This is a genomic window from Arthrobacter sp. PAMC 25486 (assembly GCF_000785535.1).
Taxonomy (GTDB): domain Bacteria; phylum Actinomycetota; class Actinomycetes; order Actinomycetales; family Micrococcaceae; genus Specibacter.
Map to the genome: position 1 here is coordinate 733359 of NZ_CP007595.1, position 22729 is coordinate 756087.

Sequence of the window (22729 nt, forward strand, 5' to 3'; positions counted from 1 at the left end):
AGCCTTGAGCGCCTAAGCTGGGATGACCATGAATCTTCTTGAACAGCTTTCCACCCTGAATCCGCAAACCTGCTCCGACGACGACGTTTTGGACGCATTTTTGGAGTGGACCCTTGACCGGGGGCTGGAGTTGTATCCGGCGCAGGAGGAAGCCGCCCTCGAGCTGGTGGGCGGGAACAACGTGATCCTGTCCACGCCCACGGGGTCGGGCAAGTCCCTCGTCGCCATTGCCGCGCACTTCAACGCCATGGCCCGTGGTGCCGCCAGCTACTACACCGCACCCATCAAGGCGCTCGTGTCGGAGAAGTTCTTTGCCCTGTGCGAAATCTTCGGTGCCGAAAACGTCGGCATGATCACCGGCGACTCCTCCGTCAACCAGGACGCGCCGATCATCTGTTGCACGGCCGAAATCCTGGCGAACATTGCGCTGCGTGAGGGCGAGCACGCCGACGTCGGCGTCGTCATCATGGACGAGTTCCACTATTACTCGGACCCGCAGCGCGGCTGGGCGTGGCAGCTGCCGCTGCTGGAACTGCCGCAATCGCAATTCCTGCTCATGAGCGCCACGTTGGGCGATGTCAGCCGTTTTGAGCGTGAGCTGACGGAGCTGACCAATCGGGACACCACCATCGTCTCCTCTGGCGAACGCCCCATCCCGCTGCATTACTACTATGTGCAGACGGGCGTGCACGAGACGCTCGAGGAGCTCCTCGCCACGAAGCAGGTGCCCGTCTATGTGGTGCACTTCAGCCAGGCCGAGGCCATCGACCGCGCCCAAAACCTCATGAGCATCAACGTGTGCAGCCGCGAGGAAAAGGACAAAATTGGTGAGCTCATCGCCGGCTTCCGCTTCTCGGCAGGCTTCGGCAAGACCCTGAACCGGCTGGTCCGCCACGGCATCGGCGTGCACCACGCCGGCATGCTGCCCAAGTACCGCCGCCTCGTGGAGCAACTGGCGCAGGCCGGGCTGCTGAAGGTCATCTGCGGCACCGACACGCTCGGCGTGGGCATCAACGTGCCCATCCGCACCGTCCTCATGACCGCCCTCAGCAAGTACGACGGCGTCCGCACCCGTGTGCTGCAGGTGCGCGAGTTCCAGCAGATCGCCGGCCGTGCGGGCCGTGCCGGCTACGACACCGCCGGCACCGTCATTGTGCAGGCGCCGGACCACGTGATTGAAAACGCCAAGTCCATGGCGAAGGCCGTGGCGAAGTTTGGCGACGACCAAAAGAAGCTCCGCCAGGTGGTCAAGAAGAAACCCATGCAGGGCTTTGTGTCCTGGGGTGAACCAACGTTCACGCGCCTGGCCGAGTCCGTGCCCGAACCTCTGACGTCAAGCTTCACCGTCACCCACGCCATGCTGCTGAACCTGCTCGAGCGCCCGGGTGACCCGTTCAAGGCGGCCAAGGCGCTGCTGACCGAAAACCACGAATCCCCGTCCAAGCAACGGGCGCTGATCCGCAAGGCCATCGGCATGTACCGGGAGCTGCTGGGTGCCGGCGTGGTGGAGCGCATCCCCGAGAATGAGCTCGAGGCGGACGGCCGCACCGTCCGACTCACGGTCCACCTGCAGATGAACTTTGCGCTGAACCAGCCGCTCTCCCCCTTCGCCCTCGCCGCCCTGGACCTGCTGGATGTGGAGTCGCCCAGCTACGCCCTGGACGTCATCTCCGTCATCGAGGCGACCCTGGAAAAGCCGCGCCAGATCCTCTCCGCCCAGCTCAAGCGCGCCCGCACCGAGAAGATCACGGACATGAAGGCGCAAGGCATCGAGTATGACGAGCGCATGGCGATCCTCGACGAGGTCACCTACCCCATGCCGCTCCTGGAGCTCCTCTCGGACGCCTTTGAGGTCTACCGCAAGGCCGCCCCGTGGATGGGCGACTTTGAGCTGAGCCCGAAGTCGATCATCCGCGACATGTACGAGCGGGCCATGAACTTTGGCGAGTACGTCCAGTACTACTCCCTGGCCCGCTCCGAGGGAATCGTGCTGCGCTACCTGACCGACGCCTATAAGGCGCTGCGCCAGACGGTCCCGCAGGATGCGCTGCGAGAGGACCTCGAGGACATCATCTCCTGGCTCGGCGAGCTGGTCCGCCAGGTTGACTCCAGTCTCTTGGACGAGTGGGAGAAGATGACATCCGGGGACGAGTCCGCCGCGGCCGTGGAGGAGACCGCGCTGCCGCCCGCCCCTCCGCGCCTGACCGACAATGCGCGCGCCTTCCGCGTCATGGTCCGCAATGAGCTGTTCCGCCGGGTTGAGCTGGCTGCCGATGATGACTTTGAGGCCTTGGGAATGCTCGACGGCGACCACGGCTGGGATGCCGATCGCTGGGCTGATGCGCTGGATGAGTATTGGGACGAACATGAATTCATTGAGGCCGGCCCGGCGGCGCGCGGCCCCTCCCTGCTGCACATCAACCCCGGCACGGAAACGTGGGAGGTGCGCCAAACCATCGTTGACCCGGCAGGCAACCACGACTGGTATATGTCAGCCACAGTGGATCTTGAGGCATCCAACGAAGCCGGGGCCGCCGTCGTGCTCTTCAAGGAATTCAGCCGAATGTGAGGTGCGCGATAAGCTCGTTCCATGAGTTTGCTTCGCACCGCCGTGCCCGCCGATGTCCCCGCCATTCTTGGCATGATCCGCGACCTTGCTGTTTACGAAAAAGAGCCTGATGCCGTCAAGAACACCGAGGAGATGCTGCACGCCGGCCTCTTCGGGGAGAACCCGCAGATTTTCGCGCACGTGGTGGAGTCGCCCGTTGCCGGCGAGCCCATTGTTGGCTTTGCGCTGTGGTTCCTGAACTATTCCACCTGGGAGGGCACACACGGGATCCACCTTGAAGACCTGTATGTGCGGCCCGAAGCCCGTGGCGGCGGTTATGGCAAGAAGCTGCTGGCGAAACTGGCACAGATCGCGGTGGAGCGCGGTTATGCACGTTTCGAGTGGAGTGTGCTGGACTGGAATGAGCCGTCCATTAACTTCTACAAGTCGTTCGGTGCCGAGCCCATGGACGGCTGGCACGTGTACCGCCTGGACGGTGACGCGCTGGCGAGATTTGGTGCAGCCGCCGAAGCGCAGATGGGGGCAACGGCATGAGGTCCTCAGATTCCTACGTGATCCGCGGCGTGCGCATGCGCGAGCACTGGTTCACCGTTCCCCTGGACCACGGCAACCCCGGTGGCCCCACGATTGAAATCTTTGCCCGGGAGCTGGAGGACGCCCGCACCGAGGCTGGCTCGCTGCCGTGGCTCGTCTTCCTGCAGGGCGGACCGGGTGGCCGCGGGAACCGTCCCGCCGGCCTGGGCGGCTGGTTGGCGGAGGCCACCAAGCACTTCCGGGTGCTCATGCTGGATCAGCGCGGCACGGGTCTCTCCACCCCGGCCAACCGGCAGACCCTGCCACTTGTGGGTGGCGTGGAAGCCCAGGCCGACTACCTCGCCCATTTCCGGGCTGATGACATTGTGGCCGACGCCGAGTTGCTTCGGGCCGAGCTGGGTGCGGGCCCGTGGAGCCTTTTTGGTCAGAGCTATGGCGGTTTCTGCGCCCTGACGTACCTGTCCTTTGCCCCGGAGGGCGTCAAGGAAGCGTTGGTGACGGGCGGTCTGGGCCCGCTGACCGGCCCGGCCGACCAGGTGTACCAGGCAACGTTTGAGCGTCTGCGCAGGCGCAACGCCGAGTACTTTGCCAAGTACCCGGGTGACCGTGCGCTGCTGACCAAACTGATGCGCCATGTTGTTTCCGTCTCCGAGTTCCTGCCCACGGGCGAACGGCTCACCCCGGAACGGGTGCAGATGCTGGGCAACTTTCTGGGCGGCAACACCCGCTTTGACGCCCTGCATTACCTGCTGGAGGACGCCTTTGTTCCCACGCCCGACGGCGACCGGCTCTCCGACATCTTCTTGTTCCAGGTCTCGGCCCAGGTCAGCCGGGCGGCCAACCCGCTGTACGCGCTCATGCACGAATCCATCTACGTCCAAGGCGAGGCCAGCAACTGGGCCGCCGCCCGGGTGCTGCGCGAGCACCCGGACTTCCACCCCGACGTGGCCGAGCCGCTGCTGACGGGTGAGGCCGTGTACCCCTGGTATTTCGAGCAGGATCCGGCCCTGGCGCCGCTGCGCGAACTGGCCGGGCTGATCGCCGCCCGCACCGAGGGTTGGGGTGCGCTCTACGATGTGGAGCAGCTGTCGCGGAACACCGTGCCGGTGGCCGCCGCGGTCTACAGCGACGACATCTATGTTGACCGGGAAATCTCACTGGCAACGGCTGCCGCCGTCCAAAATCTGCAGGTGTGGGAGAGTGCCGATTTCCACCACGACGGCATTGCCGACGACGGTGAGGCCATCTTCGCGAAGCTGCTGGACATGGTCCGTGCCTGACCCGCCGGTGCCGGCGAGCCTGAACACCCAAACTGCAGCACCGAAGCCGGGCTACGGCAGGGCGGCGCCGCGGGCTTGCGTCCACAGCGCATACCAGGCCTCCCGCGACATTTCGGCGGCGATGCGCGGGGCGTCGGCACAGGCGGCAATCCGGGCCGGGCTGGTGGTGCCGATGACCGGCGAGATGCGCGCCGGGTGTCGCATGAGCCAACCCAGCACCACGGCTTCCGCCGTCGTGTTCCATCCCTGCGCGAGCGCCTGGACAAGGCCGGCGGTGGCACTGTCGGCCGCGGCGCCCGTGGGATTTCCGGAGTAGCGTCCCTTGGCCAGGGAGCCGTACGCCTGGAGTTCGATGCCGTGCGCGGCGGCATGTTCCAAGGTGCCGTGCGGGAAGCCGGCGGGGTGCTCCGAGTCTTGATTGACGAGCACCGTGCTTTCCACCCACGCGCGTCTGCCCAGGCTCATGTCCAGCTGGTTGGCCACAACGGGGGTTTCCAGGCGGTCCTGCAGGTGGGTGATCTGGGCGGCGGACATGTTGGACACGCCCAGGGCACGAATCTTACCTTCACCCATGAGGCGGTTGACAGCGCCGGCAACTTCTCCAGGGTCCATGAGCGGGTCGGGGCGGTGCAGCAGGAGGACGTCCACATAGTCGGTGCGGAGGCGCTGCAGGCTGCCATTGACACTGGCAAGGAGGTGGCCGGCACTAAGATCGTAGCGGCCGGGGAGCCCGTCGCCGGCCTGGCGGATGCCGCACTTGGTCTGGATGAGCAGTTGTTCGCGCAGCCCTGGTGTGGCGGCGAGGACATCGCCAAAGACCTGTTCGGACTTGCCCTTGCGGTAGATGTCGGCATGGTCAAAGAGTGTGATGCCGGCGTGGCGGGCCGCTTCGATGGCCTCGGCGGCCTGGTCCACCTCGGCGGCTCCGTAGGGGGCGTCGTCCCAGCTGCCGCCCAGTCCCATGCAGCCGTAGATGAGGCGACCTGACGCTGGTGTGCCGGTTGTCGCTGGAGGATTTGCTATCGCCGTGGGGTTCGATGTCATGGGCTCAACTCTGCCACCCGCGCCCGGCGCCGCCGGGATCCGAAGGCGGTGTGCCGGGCTTTTGGCGGCGTCCTTTTTCGCGGCGTTGGAATGCCCGTCGTCAGGCGTGGCCGGCTTCGCGCATTTGGCGTAGTTCCTTCTTCAGGTCGCCCACTTCGTCACGGAGCCGTGCCGCCAGCTCAAAGTGGAGGTCGGCTGCGGCGCCGTGCATCTGTGCCGTGAGTTCCTCAATGAGTGAGATCAGCTCGGCAGCCGGGCGGGACACGGCGCCGGCGGAGGCCTTCTTTTTGCCGCCCTTTGCGGCGCCTTCGCGCCTCAGCCGGGCCTCCTCGAGCAGGGCTGCCGTGTCGGCGTCCTCCCGTGCCAACTGGTCGGTGATGTCGGCGATCTTCTTGCGCAGAGGCTGCGGGTCAATGCCGTGGTCCTTGTTGTAGCTGACCTGGATTTCCCGCCGCCGGTTCGTCTCGTCGATGGCGAATTGCATGGACGCGGTAACCCTGTCCGCATACATGTGCACCTCGCCTGAGACGTTGCGGGCGGCACGGCCAATCGTCTGGATCAGCGACGTCGAGGAACGCAGGAAGCCTTCCTTGTCCGCGTCCAGGATGCTCACGAGAGACACTTCCGGCAGGTCGAGGCCCTCACGCAGCAGGTTGATGCCCACGAGCACGTCAAAGACTCCCATGCGCAGTTCCCGCAGCAGTTCAACGCGGCGCAGGGTGTCCACGTCGGAATGCAGGTACTGGACCTTGATGCCGTTGCCCAGCAGGTAGTCGGTGAGATCCTCCGACATGCGTTTCGTCAGTGTGGTGACGAGGACACGTTCGTTCTTTTCCGTGCGCTTGCGGATCTCCCCCAGCAGGTCATTGATCTGGTCCTGGGAGGGCTTGACGATGATTTCGGGGTCGATCAGCCCGGTGGGGCGGATGATCTGCTGCACGTAGCCGTCGGAGACGCCCAGTTCATATTTGCCGGGGGTTGCCGAGAGGTAGACGGTTTGCCCGATGCGCTCCTGGAACTCATCCCACTTCAGCGGCCTGTTGTCCATGGCGGAGGGCAGTCGGAAACCATGGTCCACGAGGGTGCGCTTGCGGGACATGTCACCCTCATACATGGCGCCGATCTGCGGAACCGTCACGTGGGACTCGTCGATGACGAGCAGGAAGTCGTCCGGGAAGTAGTCGATCAGGCAGTGCGGGGCGCTGCCCTGGTCGCGGCCGTCAATGTGCCGAGAGTAGTTCTCGATACCGTTGCAGAAGCCCATCTGCTCCATCATTTCAAGATCGTAGGTGGTGCGCATGCGCAACCGCTGGGCCTCAAGCAGCTTGTTTTGGCTCTCAAGTTCCTTGGTGCGGCTGGCCAGCTCGTCCTCAATCTGCTTGACGGCCCGCGCCATGCGCTCCGGCCCTGCCACGTAGTGCGAGGCCGGGAAGACGTACATCTCGTTTTCTTCGCGGATGATCTCCCCCGTCAGCGGGTGCAGGGTGTAGATGTTCTCGATCTCGTCGCCAAAGAACTCGACCCGGATGGCCTGTTCTTCATACATGGGGATGATTTCCACGGTGTCGCCGCGCACGCGGAAAGTCCCACGGTGGAAGTCAATGTCATTGCGCGTGTACTGCATGCTGACAAACTTGCGCAGCAGGTCATCGCGGTTCATCTGGTCCCCGCGTGTCAGGGTGACCATGCCCGCAACGTATTCTTCCGGCGTGCCCAGGCCGTAGATGCAGGACACGGTGGCGACCACGATGACGTCGCGCCGGGTCAGCAGCGCATTCGTGGCGGAGTGCCGCAGGCGTTCAACTTCTTCGTTGACCGAGGAGTCCTTCTCAATGAAGGTGTCCGACTGCGGAACGTAAGCCTCGGGCTGGTAGTAGTCATAGTAGGAAACAAAATACTCAACGGCGTTGTTGGGCAGCAGTTCCCTGAACTCGTTGGCCAGCTGCGCTGCAAGGGTCTTGTTTTGCACCATGACAAGGGTGGGCCGCTGCACCTGCTCGATCAACCAGGCGGTGGTGGCGGATTTTCCCGTACCTGTGGCGCCCAGCAGCACCACGTCCTTTTCGCCGTTGTTGATGCGTTCGGTGAGCTCCTTGATGGCGGCCGGCTGGTCGCCGGCAGGCTTGAATTCGCTGATGACTTCAAAGGGGGCCACAACACGGTTGATCTCTTGCGCAAGACTCATGGGCTTAACGCTACCTCTCTTGGGCGGCTGAGTGGCACGTGGGCTGCGTCACCCTTCGTGTTTTCGTCGCGGCGTCCTCAGTGTGATTTATCCCAAGTCATGCCAAGATGGTGTGCGAACATCATTACCGCATCACGAAACACCTTATGAAAGGCATACATGTCCTCGAACACTCCCGAGAACCCGTCCGGCCAGCAGCTTCCTCCGAGCTACGGCGCTTCGGCTCCCACTGACCTGCCGGCACCTTATGGCCAGCAGCCGCCGGCCTACGAAGCACAGGCACCCGCTGGCCCGCCCGCGCCTTACGGACAGCAGCCTGCCCCCTACGGCCAGCAGTCGCCGTACGGTGCTCCTGCTGTTGACCCGGGCAAGACCCTGGGCATCCTCTCCGTCATCCTGCCGTTTGTGGGCCTGGGGCTTGTGGGCCTGATCTTGGGCATCATCGGCAAGGTGAAGTCGAAGAAGGCCGGCTTCAAGAACACCCCTGCACTGGTGGGTATCATCATCGGCATCGTCGCCATTATCGCCACGATCATCGCCGTGATCATCGCGATCGTGTTCTTCGTGGATGTGGCGAACCAGGTGGCTGAAGGCTGCCAGAACGGTGCAGAGACCGTCACCATCAATGGTGAAGTGTTTTCCTGCTCGACTGTCTCACCGTAGGTAAACTGCCTTCACTGGGTTGGTCCGTTCCCGTCAGGGGGCGGGCCTGCTTTGTTTAACGCCTGGGGTTAACGCAGCTGAACGCTCACGGCCAGGCCCGGATCGGCCGACCGCAGCAGCACCGGCACGCTCCCGGGAACTGCGAAAAATCCTGCCTCAGCCAGGCCCGGAAGCACTGTGGACGGGTTGGTGGCATCCTTCAAACGAATCTCCAAGATGCTCCCGGTTGGCTCTCCGGGAAGCTCGACGGCGCCCGCCTCGCCAATGCTGCTGGCGGCATCTCCCGCGGCACGAGCCAGCCGTGCCATGATGCGGGCTGGCTGGGCCTGCCACTCACGACCATGACTTGTGGGATCAGCAGCCGCCCGGGCCGCCGGGACGCCTGCTGCCAGGTTGGCGGCGAACGGCAGCAGGCGCGTGTGCCACAGTTCATCCAGTTCGGCCAGGGCTTCCTCCGGCGTGCCATCGTTGATGATGAGCACGTCCGCCGCCGCGGCACGTTCGGCATCCGTGGCCTGGGCGGCCAGTCGGGCACGCGCATCCGTCTCGCTCATGCCCCTGTCCCGCATCATCCGGGCCAGGCGCGTTTCCTCTGACGCCTGCACCACCACCACGAAGTGGAAGTTGGCGCCCTGCCCCGTTTCGACGAGGAGCGGAATGTCCTGGACAACGATACTGCCGGAGCCGGCGCCAGCCTTCACATCATGGGCGGCGGCGCGCACCAAGGGGTGGACGATTCCGTTGAGTGCCTCCCTGGCAGCGGCGTCGCCAAACACGATCGCGCCGAGTTTGGGGCGGTCCAAGGAGCCGTCAGGCAGGAGCACCCCTGCACCAAAATGCTGCACAACGGCGCCAAGCCCGGGCGTGCCCGGAGCCACCACATCGCGGGCCAGCTGGTCAGCGTCGATGAGCACCGCGCCCAGCTCACGGAAACGGGCGGCCAACAGTGATTTGCCAGCCGCGATGCCGCCGGTCAGTCCAAGGGAAAGCATGCCTCCATCCTATCCAGCACCCGGCCCGGTGCCGGTTGGATCCGTGGGTCAGCCGGTCGGGGTGCCGGCCGGGGGAATATTTTGGTTGATGTGGAACACGTTGTGCGGGTCGTACTGTGCCTTCACCCTGGCCAGGCGGTCATAGTTGGCTCCGTAGGCGCTGCGGACGCGGTCATCGCCCTCCTGTCCCAGGAAGTTCACGTACACTCCCCCTGCCGAGGTTGGGTGCAGCTCGTCCCAGTAGGCCTTGGCCCACTCCGTGATGGCGCCGGTATTGGCGGGGTCGGGGTCGACGCCCACAATGGTCCCCGCCCAGCCGCCGCCGCGGTACGGGAATGCCGTGGCGGCGGCATCGACACGCATCGCTGCCCCGTCAATCGGGTAAAGATGCATGGTCGAGTGCCCCGTGGGCAGCAGCGCCCCGTACTTGGCGTGTACGTCGATGGCGGCGTCACTGATTTCGGTGAACATGTCGGCCTTCCAATACCACTGCAGCCCGGCCGGGTACAGCCCGTCAAAAGCCTGCTGCAGGGCGGAGAAGGGCATGGGGGCCAGCCCAACAAGCAGCGGCGAACCGAAGTCCCTCACAGGCGCCATGACCGCGGCCGCCTTGTCCGCCGGACCGGTGTAGCACCAGACAATGGCGCACGCCTTCCTCCCCCACAGCTCCTCGGGGAACGGCGCGGCGGGAGGAATGGTGAGCAGCCCGATCCAGCCGCTGAGTTCCTCTGGAAGAGTGGGCAGCAGTTCCCTGTACCACCGCATCACCTCGGGTGCATCGGCCAGGTCGTACAGCACGGGCCCGCCCACCACCGTCCCGTGCTCTCCCACGTCGTGGCAGGCGAAGCGGAAGGAAACCACCACGCCAAAGTTGCCGCCGCCGCCGCGCAATCCCCAGAACAGGTCCGGGTGGCTGGTGGGGTCCGCGGTTACGAGCGTGCCGTCGGCCAGCACCACATCGGCGCTGAGCAGGCTGTCCACGGTCAGTCCGTACCGCCGCGACAGGTAGCCGACGCCGCCGCCCAGTGCCAAGCCGCCAACGCCTGTTGAGGCCATGAATCCCGACGGCGTGGCCATGCCGTAGGGCACCGTGGCTCCGTCAACGTCGCCCCAGGTGCAGCCGCCGTCGACCCGGACGGTGTGTGCCTCGGCGTCGACATCGACGCTGCGCATGGCCGACAGGTCGATGACGAGCGCGCCGTCCCACACACCGAACCCTCCGGCGTTGTGGCCGCCGCCGCGCACGGCAAGCTCCAGGCCCTCTTCGGTGGCGAACCGGATGCAGCCGGCAACATCGGCTGCGTTGGCACACCGTGCAATGGCGAAGGGCCTCCGGTCGATCATGCCGTTGTACACGGCACGGGCCTCGTCGTAGCCGGCATCTTCGGCCGTGATGAGCGGCCCGTCAAGGGTGGCGGCCAGCCCGCCAATGTCTGCAGCCCGCGGTTGAGGGGCCGAATAATCCTTCAGTGACATGGTTGCTGCTCCTTAGTAGGGGCGGCCGGATTGCCGCCTGTGGGAACAACGCTAGGACCGCGGCGTTCGCCTCGCGTTCGCCGCCGTGTTGCGCACTCGTGCGGCCAGCATGGGGCTCTGCTGTGCCACGGCCAGCAACTCTGCCCGGTCCAGCAGAATTCTGGCGGCAGCAGGATTTGCCAGCAGCGCGCGCTGTCGCAGGATCTCCGGCAGCCACCACAGGTCGTCGCGCTGGATGGCAGCGGATTCGGCACCGTTGAACACGGCCACGGCCTCCTCCCGGCGGCCGCACTCGAGCAGGGCCTGCGCCAGCAGGCTGTGCCAGTACGGCATGCGCGCAAAGGCCTGGGAGGCCTGCAGCCGCCCGATTCCTACCCGAATCGCATCAACACCCTCCCGCCCGCCAATGGCCCAGCCCCGCAGGATGGTTCCCCAATGCCCGTAGTAAGCAAAGTTGTGGCGCGCGCACAGCTCCTCGAGTTCCGCAGCAAGGATGGCAATGCGCTCCCTCTCCCCTGCCGCACCGTCCCCGCGGTCCGTGCGCAACTGCAGCAGCACGGCCCGGAAGGCAAGCGCCACTGCCAGGCTGTAGGGGTGCCCGGCCCTGGTGGCGCGATCCACAGCCTCCGCTGAGCAGTCGAGGGCGAGGTCGTCGTCCCCTGCCAGCCAATGCGCATGGGCGGCCCAGGCCCGGGCATGCACCTCGATGCGGGTGCCGAGGATGTATGACTGGCCATCGGGCGTCTGGCCAAACGCGAGCCTGAAATGCACCAGGGCCTCATCGTTGCGACCCAGGCTTGTCGCGGCACCGGCGACGGCAAAATTTGCCTGTCCCTCGAGCTCGGGGACGGTGTGGGCGAGCCCCAGTGCCCGGGTGGCGAGCATATGGGCCTCCTGCGTATGGCCTTGCACGAACGCGGCGGCGAAAAGGCCGATGAGGGCGGAGGCCACCACCCGGGGACGGCCCGCCGCCTCGGCCAGTTCAACGATGCGCTCCAAGGTCTTGCGCAGTTTTGGCGACGAATAGCCGCGCAGTGCTGTCAGCGGTTGGGGCAGGTGCAGCAGTACGTCCAGTTCTCTGTTCGAGGTGGACTCAGGGTGGTCTTGCACCGCGAGCAGGTTCAGGGCGGCCTGATAATTGGCAACGGCCCGGGCATTGGCGAACATGCGTGTCGCGGCGTCCCCGGCCTGGACAAAATATGCCACCGCCTTGTCAGCGTCCCCGGCCCTGCAGTAATGTTCCGCCAGCTGGGCCGCCACGGCGTCCCTGTTGTCGGGGTGCTGGGCTTCCAGTGCGCGGGCCAGTGCCTTGTGGAGCAGCCAGCGCTGCGGCGGCGAGACCAGGCCATAGGCGCAGTCGCGCAGCAGGTCGTGGCTGAAGTCGTAGCCGCCATGCTGCTCCCTCAGGATGCGCCGGCGCCACAACTCATCGACGGCGCGCACCAGGGATTGTTCACTGCCGGGCCAGGCAAGTGCCAGCGTGCCGAGGTTAAACCCACGGCCAATCGCCGACGCCAGAGAGGCTGCGTCCCGTGCCTGCGGGGAACATTGCTCAAAGCGGCGGCTCAGCACTCCTGCCCCAGCTGCACCACCGGCGAGCACCTCAGTCAGGGTGGCGCCGCCCATGCCCCGTGCCGTCTCAACAACATGGAGCGGGTAGCCCCCGGTCGCGGCGTGCAGCAGGGCCACCTCGTCTTCTGACAGGTCCCTGTCAAGTATGGACGCAGCCAGTTCGGCGGTGTGTGTGGCATTCAGGGGAGGGAGCGCCAATTCCTGGACCCACCCCCCGTTGCGCAAGGCGTTCAGGGAATCTGCCGGTCCGGTGTTGGCCGCAGGCTCGTCAACCCGTGCCGCGGCCGCGACCAGCACAGGTGCGTCCGCGGCCAGCGCGAACAGCACCGCGAGCCAGTCCAGCGTTTCCTCGTCGCACCACTGCAGGTCGTCCAAGATCAGGAGGGTGGGCCGCGACGGGGCCAGGACGGTCCGGGCGAGGTCCTCATGGAAGGCCCGGCGCCGCCATGCATCGGCCAGGGCCGCCCCTGCCCAGTAGTGGGGCACCTGGGGTTCCGCCACCACGCCGGCGTTGCCCTCGGAGGAGGAACCGGCGCTGCGCCCCGGTGCCGGGCCGCCGGCGTCACCGCGCCGGCGAGAGGCACCTCCGCCGTCGAAAGTCCGGAAGGGTGCGTTCCCCAGCCATGACGCAACCGGGGACAACGGGACGCTGCCGGCCCCGTCGAAGCAGCGGGCGTACGCGGTGACGGCGTTCCCGGCAGTTGCCGCGGCCAACAGTGTTGCCAGCAGGCGGGTCTTGCCGACACCGGCATCGCCAGTGACCAGCACCAGCCCGGGATTGCCGGCGCAGGCACGCTCCCACCGCTGCTGAAGTTGCGAAAGCTGGTCCTCCCTCCCGACGGGGCGTGTTGTCCGGACACCGGGCAGCAGGGTCATGACGGCCCGGCCGCCTGCGGGCCTCGGCACCGGGATGAAACCCAGGAGGCTGCGGGCCAGCGCGCGCGTGCGCGGTCCGGGCGCCACGCCCAGTTCCTGTTCGAGTGTGGCCGAGCACCGGTGATAGGTTCGCACGGCAGCTGCGGCATCCCCCGCCGCCGATTGCAGCTCCATGAGTTTTTGGTAGCCCGCTTCTTCCAGCGGTTCCAGCTGCAGGCGACGGCGTGCCGCCGCCTGGGCGCGACCCGGTTCCACTACGGCACCAGCTGCGGACACCAGGTCGCAGAGCTCCACGCACTCGCGGTGCAGTGACTCGCGGGCAGCCAGGACCCACTCGGAGTAAAGCCCCGGCAGCAAGTCTCCGGTGTAGGAATTGATGGCGAGGAAGCCGTGGTGCAGCAGTCCGCCGCGTTCCCCGTTCCTCCCGGAGTGCATGGCCAGCTCGCTGTTGCTACGAAAGTCGCGCAGGTCGGCGCTGCAGCCCGGCCCGTCCCGCCAGACAAGCGCCGTGCCGTCCATGTGGATGCAGCCGGCGACGCCGGGCAGCTGCCTCAGGCCGTGCAGTTCCCGTCGCAAATTCGTCCTGGCCTGCCGGTCGCTGGACTCGGGCCACAAGAGACCGGCGAGCCGTTCGCGCTCCTGCGGCCTGCCGGCATTCACCACCAGGGCGGCCAAAATTTCCAGGGCACGGCCAACAAGGAGTGACGGCGCATCCGACGCCGCTTCTTCGCTGACACGCTGCTCGCCCAAAAAGTAGAGCCGCAACACAGGACGCCGCCTCTCGGCATTTGGAGGACCATCGCGAACCACACAATTATCCCACCGGCCCGCATGCGCGGATAGGATTGCAGCGTGATGATTTCCCAAGCGACGCCCGGCCCCAACACGTACACCGCACTCGCCGCCGGGCCCGATTTCCGCCACGAGCTCACCATCAAACGCTCCCGTTTCATCACGGTGCTGCGCCGGGTCGAGGAGGCAGCGACCGCACGCAAACTCGTGACTGAGCTGCGGAAGGAATTCTACGACGCACGGCACCACTGCTCGGCCTTCGTGATCGGCCCGGACCGCGGGGTGCAGCGCTCCAATGACGACGGCGAGCCATCAGGCACGGCCGGGATCCCGATGCTGGACGCACTCTTGAAACGCGAAACTCGTCCCGCAGCCCTCACAGCGGGAGGGGCCGCTGACCTCAGTGACGTGTGCGCCGTCGTCGTGCGTTATTTTGGCGGCATCCTACTGGGGGCGGGTGGACTGGTGCGGGCCTACTCGGAATCCGTCAGTGCGGCCCTGGACGCCGCGCCGCTCGTGCGCCGGGACAGGCTGCAGCGTTTCGTTGTTGCGGTGCCGCATGCGGAGGCCGGGCGGCTGGAAAATGAGCTGCGCAGCTCTGGATACGTCATGACCGGCAATGACTACGATGCCGTCAACACCCAGGTGGGGCTGGCCCTCCCCGACAACGAACACGCGATCACCGCCGCCGGGGAACGGCTGGCCTCACTCACGGCCGGCCGCTGCACACTGGCCGCGGCCGGCACCGAGTGGGTTGACACGCGACTGCGCGCGGTGTCCTGACGCCATCGTCTTGACAGTGCCATCGTGGCCGGACCGTCCGGACAGTGCCCGGCTAGTATCGCTGCTGCCCGTAAGGTGCCGGTCTCACAAGGACCTTCTCAAATCGGGTGCCCTGCGGGTTGCTGGGCATGAGCGCCAGGATGCCCACGATCAGGAATCCCACATACGGCACCAGCCACAGTGCACCCAGGGCACCGCTGAAGTTGGCATCGTGCAGCCGACGGAAGGTCAGGGCAATGTAGGGCACGATGCTGCCGAGCACGAACATCACATACACTCCCGCAACCCAGTCGGCACCGGTCACGGCGTTGAACATGGCACCGACGAAGAACAGCCCCGCCATGAACAACTGGACCCACCAGAACTCGCTGCGGCTCGCCCTGCCACTGAATGTGGCGTACTTGCCGTAGAAGCGGCCCATGGACTCCAGGAATGAGGCCGGGTAGAGAGGCTGGGACAGTGCACTGGGCTGGCCCTGCTGCTGCCCGTACTGCTGCGGCTGCCCGTTGGGCTGGACGTTGCCGAACAGGTACGCCGGCTGGTACTGCGCCTCGGGCTGCGGAACAGGCGGGTACGGCGGCGCCGCTGGAGCGGCCGGTGCCTGTTCGGCCTGGGGTGGTGCCGCTGCGGGGCTGAAATAACCCGGCAGCACCTTGGGTTCCTGCGGATTTTGTTCCGGATAGGACATTGGGTGGTTCCCCCTTGGAATTGTCTACTACAGAGATCATATCGGGCGGCACCGACAATAGGGATTCCTCAGCGGGATTCGCCAGCGGGTTTGGTCAGCGGGTTTCGGGGACCGGCGCGGGGTGGGCGGACCGCATAAGGTGCGGGCCGCCGTCGTACTTGGTAAGACGCTCCACCACGTCGGGCCACGGCACCGTGACACGTTCACTGGGAATCAGGGCCTTGACCAGCTCGGCCTGGGCCACCACAATGCCGTCGGGTGAAACCTCAAGGATACAGACACCGGAACGCAACTCAAGGGGGGGGCGTCCTGCAACTGCCACCGTTCGGCCAGCTCGGAGATGCCATGTGCGGCCAGTCGCTCCTCACCGTCCAGGAAATCCGTTGCCGTGCCCAGCGCGTGACCGAGCAGGGTGCGGGGCTGCAGCAGCGAGTAGTCGGCTGCCAGGGGTGCAAGATAGCCAACCGTCTCGCCGTCGTCGGGCCGGGTGACCTTCAGCCAGTTATCAATGGACATGGGTTGCTCCTGTTTGCGGTGCAAGGTTGTGCGGATCAAGTGGTGCGGATTAAAAGGGAACGGGTCCCCCACCCGAAGGTGGAGAACCCGTTCACAGCTGCGTCCACCCAAGAGTTGGGTGGACGCGACAGCGGAAATTAGTTTCCGGTCAGCTTCTCACGCAGAGCGGCGAGTGCCTCGTCAGATGCCAGCGTACCGGCGCCTGAATCGGTGGCAACAGGCTCGGAGGAGTAGGAAGTCCCTGCGGACTCGCCACCTTCACCGGCGTTGTCGGCAGCTGCATCGTCTGCAGCGTGCTCGGCAACCTGCTTCTTGTGTGCTTCCCAGCGGGTCTGGGCGTCAGCGTACTGCTGCTCCCAAACGGCGCGCTGGTTCTCGTAGCCCTCGAGCCATTCGTTCGACTCGGGGTCGAAGCCCTCGGGGTACTTGTAGTTGCCCTCTTCGTCGTACTCGGCAACCATGCCGTAGAGTGCGGGATCGAACTCGGTGGAGTCGACGTCGACACCCTCGTTGGCCTGCTTGAGGGACAGCGAGATGCGGCGGCGTTCCAGGTCGATGTCGATGACCTTGACGAACAGTTCGTCACCAACGGAGACAACCTGCTCGGCCAGCTCAACGTGGCGCACTGCCAGCTCGGAGATGTGAACCAGGCCTTCGATGCCGTCTTCAACGCGAACGAACGCGCCGAACGGAACCAGCTTGGTGACCTTACCCGGTACAACCTGCCCGAGGGCGTGGGTGCGGGCGAAGGTCTGCCACGGGTCTTCCTGCGTAGCCTTGAGCGAGAGCGATACACGCTCGCGGTCCAGATCCACTTCGAGCACCTCGACGGTGACTTCCTGGCCAACTTCGACAACCTCGGACGGGTGGTCGATGTGCTTCCAGGACAGCTCGGAAACGTGTACGAGGCCGTCTACGCCGCCCAGGTCAACGAATGCACCGAAGTTGACGATGGAGGAAACAACGCCGGGACGAACCTGGCCCTTTTCCAGCTTGTTGAGGAACGTGGAGCGAACCTCGGACTGGGTCTGCTCGAGCCAGGCACGGCGGGACAGCACAACGTTGTTGCGGTTCTTGTCCAGCTCGATGATCTTGGCTTCGATCTGCTGACCGATGTAGGGAGCCAGGTCGCGCACACGGCGCATCTCGACGAGCGATGCGGGCAGGAAGCCGCGCAGGCCGATGTCGAGGATAAGACCACCCTTGACCACTTCGATGACGGTACCGGTAACGACGCCGTCTTCTTCCTTGACCTTCTCGATGTCGCCCCAGGCACGCTCGTACTGCGCGCGCTTCTTGGAGAGGATCAGTCGGCCTTCTTTATCTTCCTTCGTGAGGACCAAGGCTTCGACCTGATCGCCAACGGCGACAACGTCACCGGGATCAACGTCGTGCTTGATGGACAGCTCGCGGGAGGGGATGACACCTTCGGTCTTGTAACCGATGTCGAGCAGAACTTCGTCGCGGTCAACCTTGACAACAATACCTTCGACGAGGTCGCCGTCGTTGAAGTACTTGATGGTTGCATCTACAGCGGCGAGAAATTCTTCAGCAGTACCAATGTCGTTGATTGCGACAACAGGAGTACTCGTCTTCTCGGGGGTGGTGATGGTCATGTAGTAGGGGCTCCGATGTGGATAGTTGGATTCGTCGAACCCGTAGCAAGGCCGCGAAAAAACGCGTGGTTGCCGGAGTGGATCCGAAAATTATTATGGTTGCAGGGGTTCCTGCGGATTCTTGCTGCCTACAATGTGCAACCCGGGCGCTTCTTGAGCACCCAAGGCACGCATTACATGCCCATTTAGTCTAGTTGTTCGGCAGTGGTAGTGCAAAGTGGATCTTGTGCCCTGCGTACGGGGCCCGATGGCTTGCCATAATGGCCCTTGTGGAAGGTTCAACACTCCTTGTTCTGGGTCCCAATGCGTGGCTCCTCCTTGCCGTGCTGCTTGGACTGGCCGCCGTGGTGTGGCGCACTGCCCTGGGCCGCTCCCCCGTGCAAATGCTGGTGGCCGGCGTCCGTGCACTCATCCAGCTGGCCGCCGTCGCGCTCGTGATTGCCTGGCTTTCGGACAAGGGGCCGCTGGCCTTTGCTTTTGTGGCACTGATGTTCCTTGTTGGCGTGTGGACGTCGGGCCGCAGGGTGGCTCCCGACGGTCGCTGGTGGCTGGCGGCCGTGCCCCTTGCCGCCGGTGTTGTTCCGGTGGCGCTCATGATGTTTGCCTTTGGTGTGCTGCCGTTCAGTGCCCTGGCCATCATCGCCGTCCTTGGCCAGCAGATTGGCGGGGCCATGACGAGTGTGACGTTGGCCGGGCGACGCATCCGCGACGAACTGGCGCTACGCCAGGGCGAGGTGGAGGCGGCCGTGGCACTGGGCTTCCCGTGGCAGGCCGCCCGTGCCATGGTGGGGCGGCCGGTGGCAGGTGAGGCCGTCCTGCCATCAATTGACCAGACCCGGACGGCCGGGCTGGTCACGCTGCCGGGCGCCTTTGTGGGCATGATCTTAGGTGGTGCCGCGCCGCTGGACGCGGGCCTGATCCAGTTGCTGGTGCTGGTGTCGCTGCTCCTGGTCAACGCCGGCGCCGCCGCAACCACGTTGTGGCTTAGCTGCGCCGGCGCATGGACGCGGCCCCGGACCCGGCCCCGCGACATACCGGCGGGGAAAACGCCGCGCTAGAAGCTCGTCAGGCAGTGCGGGGATTCCTTCGTGGCGAACAGGGTGTCAAACTCTGCGACGGCGCCCTGTTCCTCCTCGCGCACACGGCCTGCGGCCTGTAATGTTCTGGCGCTGACACCGCCCAGGTACAGGCTGGAAAGTTCGCTCACGCCCATGCTCAGCCCAAAGGGCACCGAACCGTCCTCGGGGCAGCGGGTGACGGTGGCCTTCCCATGGACCACCGTTATCCGGAAAATGCCGGAGGCATGGCCCAGGGGGTCACCCACATGGAGGGTGACACTGCCGTCCGCGGCGTATGCGCGGGCTGCCAACGCCCCCGGCGTGTCCAGGATGCGCAGCCACAGGTGATCTTCCGTGGCGGTGCGCTTGTACAGGCGCTTGGCCGCCATGGACCATTCCAGCGGATCCACCACGGGCGCCATGCCCCACGTGATGACGTCGATCAAATCAAGGGAGCCCAGGTAGTTCCACAGTGCCAGGTAGGCGTCATCCGTGGCCGCCAACAGGTCCACTATCTCCACCGTGGGCCGGGTGTGGTCGTCGGTCGGCTTGTACGTCACATAGCCGTCCACGGTCCCGGTGGCGTCATAGTGCAGCGCCGCGCGGATGTTCTTCACCGGATCCATCGACCCGTAGTTACCCTGGCCGGAGGCGGAGAGCCGGTACATGTCTTGCCGGCCGATAGACCCGTACGTGGCGGTGTGAACGCGGGCAAAGATCTCGTTGTGCAGATCCCGGACCACCACGGCGTCGGCAATTTCCACCATGCCCTGGGCCGCGGCGGCTGGCACGATAAACTCCAGGCCGCCCTTGACACTGACCTCAATGTCGCAGGCATCCGTTGCCACGCCGAAGCCGAAACGCCCGTAGATGGTGGCTTCCGACGCCGTCAGCGCGGCGATGGAAATACCGGCCGCCTTGGCCTGGGCAAGGTCGGATCCCATCATGGCCCGCAGCAAACCACGACGACGGTGGCTGGGACGAACGGTTACGGCGGTGATCTGGTGGACCGGCAGCAACGTCCCGCCACCCACGTTCAGGGTTTTGCGGTGATAAGCGTAGGTGGCGACGGGGTAGTCTATGCCCCAGGCCCCTGCAGGTGCCGCGGCATCCTTGAGGTAGGCGCCGGTGGACATTCGCCCGTCAACCTGCTCGCCGGTCGCGTAGGTCCTGGTTTCCTCGCCCGTCCCGGTTGAGTTGCCGTGGAAGCCGAGCGAAACGGCCTGCTGCCATTTCGCCACCTCGTCGGGCACTTCCCCGTCAACCACGCGTGAGGGAAATGTCCGCAGCTCGTACGGGAACGAGCGGGGACTGCGCTGGTGTGTGGCGGTGCGTTCGATGCTCATGAAGGGTCCTTTTTCGTTAGTGTCCGGCGTCGTTCCAGCTGGCGCCCAGGCCAATCTGCACTTCAAGGGGGACCTGCAATTGCGCGGCCGCACCCATCTGCTCAACGACGAGGGCCTTGACGGCGTCGAGCTCGCCGGGCCAGATCTCGAGGATCAATTCATCATGGACCTGCAGCAGCATCCGCGACTTCAGGCCCTGCGATGAAAGCTGCGCATCAACACCCAGCATGGCGTGCTTGATGATGTCGGCGGCGGACCCCTGGATCGGGGAGTTCAGGGCCACACGTTCGGCAAGTTCGCGCAGCTGCCTGTCGGTGCTGGCCAGGTCAGGCAGGTAGCGCCGGCGGCCCTCGATCGTGGAGGTGTAGCCGTCAATGCGGGCCTGTTCGACGACGCCGCGCAGGTAGTCCCGCACGCCGCCGAAGCGGTCGAAGTAGTCCTTGACCAATGTTCGGGCTTCGTCGACGGAGATTTCCAGCTGCTTGGACAGGCCAAAGCTGGTCAGCCCGTAGGCCAGGCCGTACGACATGGCCTTGACCTTTGAACGCATGGCGGAGGTGACGTCCTCGGGTGCCACACCGAACACGTGCGAGCCCACATAACGGTGCAGGTCTTCACCCTCGGCATACGCCTGGATCAGTCCGGCATCGCCCGACAGGTGCGCCATGATGCGCATTTCAATCTGCGAGTAGTCGGCGGCCAGGAGGCATTCGTAGCCTTCGCTGACGACGAAGATGTCGCGAACGCGCCGGCCTTCCTCGGAGCGGATGGGGATGTTTTGCAGGTTGGGGTTGTTGGAGGACAACCGTCCCGTGGCGGCAACATTTTGGGCGTAGGTGGTGTGGATGCGACCGTCCTCTGCCACCGACTTCTTTAGGGTTTCCACCATCTGCTTCAGCTTGGACGCCTCACGGTGGGCCATGAGCTGGGCCAGGAATTCGTGGCCCGTCTTTTCCAGCAGTGTCTTCAGCGAGGCGGCATCGGTGGTGTAGCCGGTCTTGATCTTCTTCGTCTTGGGCAGGCCGAGCTCCTCGAACAGGACCTCCTGCAGCTGCTTGGGCGAGCCAAGGTTGACCTCGTGCCCGATCGCGGCAAAGGCAGCCTCCTGGGCCGCGTTCATGGCTGCCGTGAAGTCCTCCAGCAGGGTGGTGAGGCGCTCCTGCGAAATGTCGATGCCGGTCAATTCCATGTGTGCCAGGACGGCGGCAAGTGGCAGTTCAAGATCGCGCAGCAGCCCGTCAGCCCCGCGCTCCACCAGCATCGGGGCGAAGTGCTCGCTCAGCAGCAGCGCAACATAGCCGCGCTGGACGGCGTCGGCAAATTTTGCGTCGCCCTCCAGGCCCAGATCGAGCTGCCCGGAGTCCCCGCCGCCGGCCTCGAAGGACACCTTCAGGTGCACCTGACTGAGTTCGGCGATCTCGTAGCTGCGCCGGTCTGGCTGGATGAGGTAGCCGGACAGGGACGAGTCATCGACCACCCCGCCCAGCGCCAGCCCGCGCACCGACAGCGCCTTCAGCGCCTCCTTGTACTCGTGCACCACTTTGGCCGCGGCGGAGGAAAGCCAGGCGGCCAGCGCGGACTCCAGCGCTTCGTCGGCGGTTCCCAGTTCAACGACGACGGCGGAATCGTTGCGTACCAGCGCCACCGCAACCGCCTCGTGTGCCAGGCCGGCCTTTTCGCTGAGCACGTCAACGGCCACGGTGCCGCCGGCCGGGGTGGCTGCAAGCCACGCCTCCAGGGCGGGCGCCTCGGTGAGCACCTGGTGTGCGGGCACGGGGTGGGCTTCCCCGGTATCCTCGGCTTCTTCCTCGCCGAAGAGGTCAAAAAGGCGTTTGCGCAGGGTGTTGAACTGCAGTGCGTCGAACAGTTCTTCCACAGCCTCGCGGTCCGGGGACTGCAGCACGGTGTCGGTGATGGCGACGGGCAGCTCCATGTCGCGCAGGAGGTGGTTCAGGCGGCGGTTGCGCAAGACGTCATCGACGTGCGCGCGCAGCGATTCGCCCACCTTGCCGCCGATGGCATCAACGTTCTCAAGGATGCCGTCGAGGTCGCCGTACAGCTTGAGCCATTTGGCGGCGGTCTTGGGGCCGACGCCGGGCACGCCGGGCAGGTTATCGGCGGTTTCGCCCACCAGTGCTGCGAGGTCGGAGTAGCGGTTGGGCGGCACCAAGTACTTGGTCTCCACGGCCTCGGCATCCATGGGAGGGATGTCGGAGATGCCCTTCTTGGGGTACAGGACAAGCACCTTGTCGGTGATGAGCTGGAACGCGTCACGGTCACCGGAGACCACCAGGACGTCCCAGCCGGCGGCTTCGCCTTGCGTGGACAGGGTGGCGATGATGTCATCCGCCTCGAAGCCGTCAACCGAGATGGTGGGGATGCGCATGGCGGCCATGACCTTGATGATCAAGTCGATCTGCCCGTAGAACTCTTCCGGCGTCTTGTTGCGCCCGCCCTTGTATTCGGTGTACTCCAGGGAGCGGAACGTGGGGGTGTCCAGGTCGAAGGCAACCACCACGTGGGTGGGTTTTTGCTGGCGGATCATGGTCAGCAGCATCGAGGTGAAGCCGTGCACCGCGTTGGTGTGCTGGCCGGTGTCGGTGGCGAAGTTCTCCGGCGGCAGGGCGTAAAAGGCCCGAAACGCCATGGAGTGGCCGTCGATGACCAGCATCCGGGGCGTCTGACCGTCCGGAAGTTCGGCGGAGGGCCCGTTTACGGGGGTTGTTGCAACAGTGGACT

At 65.3% G+C, this 22729-nt stretch carries 16 protein-coding genes; 6 read left to right on the forward strand and 10 right to left on the reverse strand.

Features of this window, described 5'->3' with window-relative positions:
- Positions 1-28: 28 nt before the first annotated feature.
- From art_RS03515 to art_RS03525, 3 genes are read left to right on the forward strand one after another with little or no spacing between them, the layout of a single operon-like run.
- Complete coding sequence (locus art_RS03515; RefSeq protein ID WP_038468516.1) at positions 29-2569, forward strand: RNA helicase; 2541 nt, start codon at positions 29-31, stop codon at positions 2567-2569.
- A 21-nt stretch (positions 2570-2590) separates the two neighbouring features.
- Positions 2591-3103, forward strand: coding sequence for a GNAT family N-acetyltransferase (locus tag art_RS03520; RefSeq protein WP_038462519.1), 513 nt, complete (start codon positions 2591-2593; stop codon positions 3101-3103).
- A complete protein-coding gene (locus art_RS03525; protein ID WP_038462520.1) occupies positions 3100-4383 on the forward strand; it encodes an alpha/beta fold hydrolase in 1284 nt (427 codons plus the stop codon). Before art_RS03520 ends, art_RS03525 begins: the two co-directional genes overlap by 4 nt.
- Before the next feature lie 51 nt (positions 4384-4434).
- Here art_RS03525 and art_RS03530 read toward each other — a convergent pair whose 3' ends face one another.
- Together art_RS03530 and uvrB are read right to left on the reverse strand one after the other, a co-directional pair.
- Positions 4435-5427: an aldo/keto reductase family oxidoreductase gene (locus art_RS03530; protein WP_301537951.1), complete on the reverse strand. Its 993-nt coding sequence runs from the start codon at positions 5425-5427 to the stop codon at positions 4435-4437.
- 100 nt (positions 5428-5527) lie between these two features.
- A complete protein-coding gene (gene uvrB / locus art_RS03535) occupies positions 5528-7612 on the reverse strand; it encodes an excinuclease ABC subunit UvrB (RefSeq protein WP_038462522.1) in 2085 nt (694 codons plus the stop codon).
- Positions 7613-7771: 159 nt separating this feature from the next.
- Between uvrB and art_RS20790 the strand changes: the two genes are divergently transcribed.
- Positions 7772-8275, forward strand: coding sequence for a hypothetical protein (locus art_RS20790; protein WP_052135957.1), 504 nt, complete (start codon positions 7772-7774; stop codon positions 8273-8275).
- A 68-nt stretch (positions 8276-8343) separates the two neighbouring features.
- Here the strand turns inward: art_RS20790 and coaE are convergent, their stop codons facing one another.
- From coaE to art_RS03555, 3 genes are read right to left on the reverse strand one after another with little or no spacing between them, the layout of a single operon-like run.
- On the reverse strand, positions 8344-9267 hold the full coding sequence (gene coaE, locus art_RS03545; RefSeq protein ID WP_052135958.1) for a dephospho-CoA kinase: 924 nt from the start codon (positions 9265-9267) through the stop codon (positions 8344-8346).
- 48 nt (positions 9268-9315) lie between these two features.
- Entirely contained in the window at positions 9316-10743 is a 1428-nt protein-coding gene (locus art_RS03550) for an FAD-binding oxidoreductase (RefSeq protein WP_052135959.1), read from the reverse strand.
- A gap of 51 nt (positions 10744-10794) precedes the next feature.
- Positions 10795-13959 carry an AAA family ATPase gene (locus art_RS03555; RefSeq protein ID WP_052135960.1) on the reverse strand — a complete coding sequence of 1055 codons (3165 nt, stop codon included), beginning with the start codon at positions 13957-13959 and terminating at the stop codon, positions 10795-10797.
- Between the two features lie 87 nt (positions 13960-14046).
- Between art_RS03555 and art_RS03560 the strand changes: the two genes are divergently transcribed.
- Positions 14047-14766 (forward strand): YigZ family protein, encoded by a 720-nt coding sequence (locus art_RS03560; RefSeq protein WP_038462523.1) that lies wholly within the window; start codon positions 14047-14049, stop codon positions 14764-14766.
- A 52-nt stretch (positions 14767-14818) separates the two neighbouring features.
- Here art_RS03560 and art_RS22850 read toward each other — a convergent pair whose 3' ends face one another.
- The 3 genes from art_RS22850 to rpsA all read right to left on the reverse strand — a co-directional run bounded on the left by art_RS22850 (position 14819) and on the right by rpsA (position 17586).
- Positions 14819-15454: a DUF805 domain-containing protein gene (locus tag art_RS22850; protein WP_052135961.1), complete on the reverse strand. Its 636-nt coding sequence runs from the start codon at positions 15452-15454 to the stop codon at positions 14819-14821.
- Positions 15455-15667: 213 nt separating this feature from the next.
- Positions 15668-15970: a hypothetical protein gene (locus tag art_RS03570; protein ID WP_038462524.1), complete on the reverse strand. Its 303-nt coding sequence runs from the start codon at positions 15968-15970 to the stop codon at positions 15668-15670.
- A 137-nt stretch (positions 15971-16107) separates the two neighbouring features.
- A complete protein-coding gene (gene rpsA, locus art_RS03575; protein WP_038462525.1) occupies positions 16108-17586 on the reverse strand; it encodes a 30S ribosomal protein S1 in 1479 nt (492 codons plus the stop codon).
- A gap of 269 nt (positions 17587-17855) precedes the next feature.
- On the opposite strand from rpsA, the gene art_RS03580 reads away from it, so the two are divergent.
- A complete protein-coding gene (locus art_RS03580) occupies positions 17856-18644 on the forward strand; it encodes an ABC transporter permease (RefSeq protein WP_216699580.1) in 789 nt (262 codons plus the stop codon).
- Here art_RS03580 and art_RS03585 read toward each other — a convergent pair.
- Together art_RS03585 and polA are read right to left on the reverse strand one after the other, a co-directional pair.
- Positions 18641-19990 carry a GNAT family N-acetyltransferase gene (locus art_RS03585; RefSeq protein WP_052135963.1) on the reverse strand — a complete coding sequence of 450 codons (1350 nt, stop codon included), beginning with the start codon at positions 19988-19990 and terminating at the stop codon, positions 18641-18643. The genes art_RS03580 and art_RS03585 overlap by 4 nt on opposite strands.
- Positions 19991-20006: 16 nt before the next feature.
- A complete protein-coding gene (gene polA / locus art_RS03590) occupies positions 20007-22661 on the reverse strand; it encodes a DNA polymerase I (protein ID WP_301537961.1) in 2655 nt (884 codons plus the stop codon).
- Between the last annotated feature and the right edge of the window lie 68 nt (positions 22662-22729).

What these genes read in the sequence shown, in the direction of transcription:
- art_RS03515 (WP_038468516.1), top strand. Translation starts at nt 29, where the DNA reads ATGAATCTTCTTGAACAGCTTTCCACCCTGAATCCGCAAACCTGCTCC.
- art_RS03530 (WP_301537951.1), bottom strand. Translation starts at nt 5,427, where the DNA reads ATGACATCGAACCCCACGGCGATAGCAAATCCTCCAGCGACAACCGGC.
- art_RS03570 (WP_038462524.1), bottom strand. Translation starts at nt 15,970, where the DNA reads ATGTCCATTGATAACTGGCTGAAGGTCACCCGGCCCGACGACGGCGAG.
- art_RS20790 (WP_052135957.1), top strand. Translation starts at nt 7,772, where the DNA reads ATGTCCTCGAACACTCCCGAGAACCCGTCCGGCCAGCAGCTTCCTCCG.
- coaE (WP_052135958.1), bottom strand. Translation starts at nt 9,267, where the DNA reads ATGCTTTCCCTTGGACTGACCGGCGGCATCGCGGCTGGCAAATCACTG.
- art_RS03550 (WP_052135959.1), bottom strand. Translation starts at nt 10,743, where the DNA reads ATGTCACTGAAGGATTATTCGGCCCCTCAACCGCGGGCTGCAGACATT.
- rpsA (WP_038462525.1), bottom strand. Translation starts at nt 17,586, where the DNA reads ATGACCATCACCACCCCCGAGAAGACGAGTACTCCTGTTGTCGCAATC.
- art_RS03585 (WP_052135963.1), bottom strand. Translation starts at nt 19,990, where the DNA reads ATGAGCATCGAACGCACCGCCACACACCAGCGCAGTCCCCGCTCGTTC.
- art_RS03525 (WP_038462520.1), top strand. Translation starts at nt 3,100, where the DNA reads ATGAGGTCCTCAGATTCCTACGTGATCCGCGGCGTGCGCATGCGCGAG.
- art_RS03560 (WP_038462523.1), top strand. Translation starts at nt 14,047, where the DNA reads ATGATTTCCCAAGCGACGCCCGGCCCCAACACGTACACCGCACTCGCC.
- art_RS03520 (WP_038462519.1), top strand. Translation starts at nt 2,591, where the DNA reads ATGAGTTTGCTTCGCACCGCCGTGCCCGCCGATGTCCCCGCCATTCTT.
- polA (WP_301537961.1), bottom strand. Translation starts at nt 22,661, where the DNA reads ATGCTGGTCATCGACGGCCACTCCATGGCGTTTCGGGCCTTTTACGCC.
- art_RS22850 (WP_052135961.1), bottom strand. Translation starts at nt 15,454, where the DNA reads ATGTCCTATCCGGAACAAAATCCGCAGGAACCCAAGGTGCTGCCGGGT.
- uvrB (WP_038462522.1), bottom strand. Translation starts at nt 7,612, where the DNA reads ATGAGTCTTGCGCAAGAGATCAACCGTGTTGTGGCCCCCTTTGAAGTC.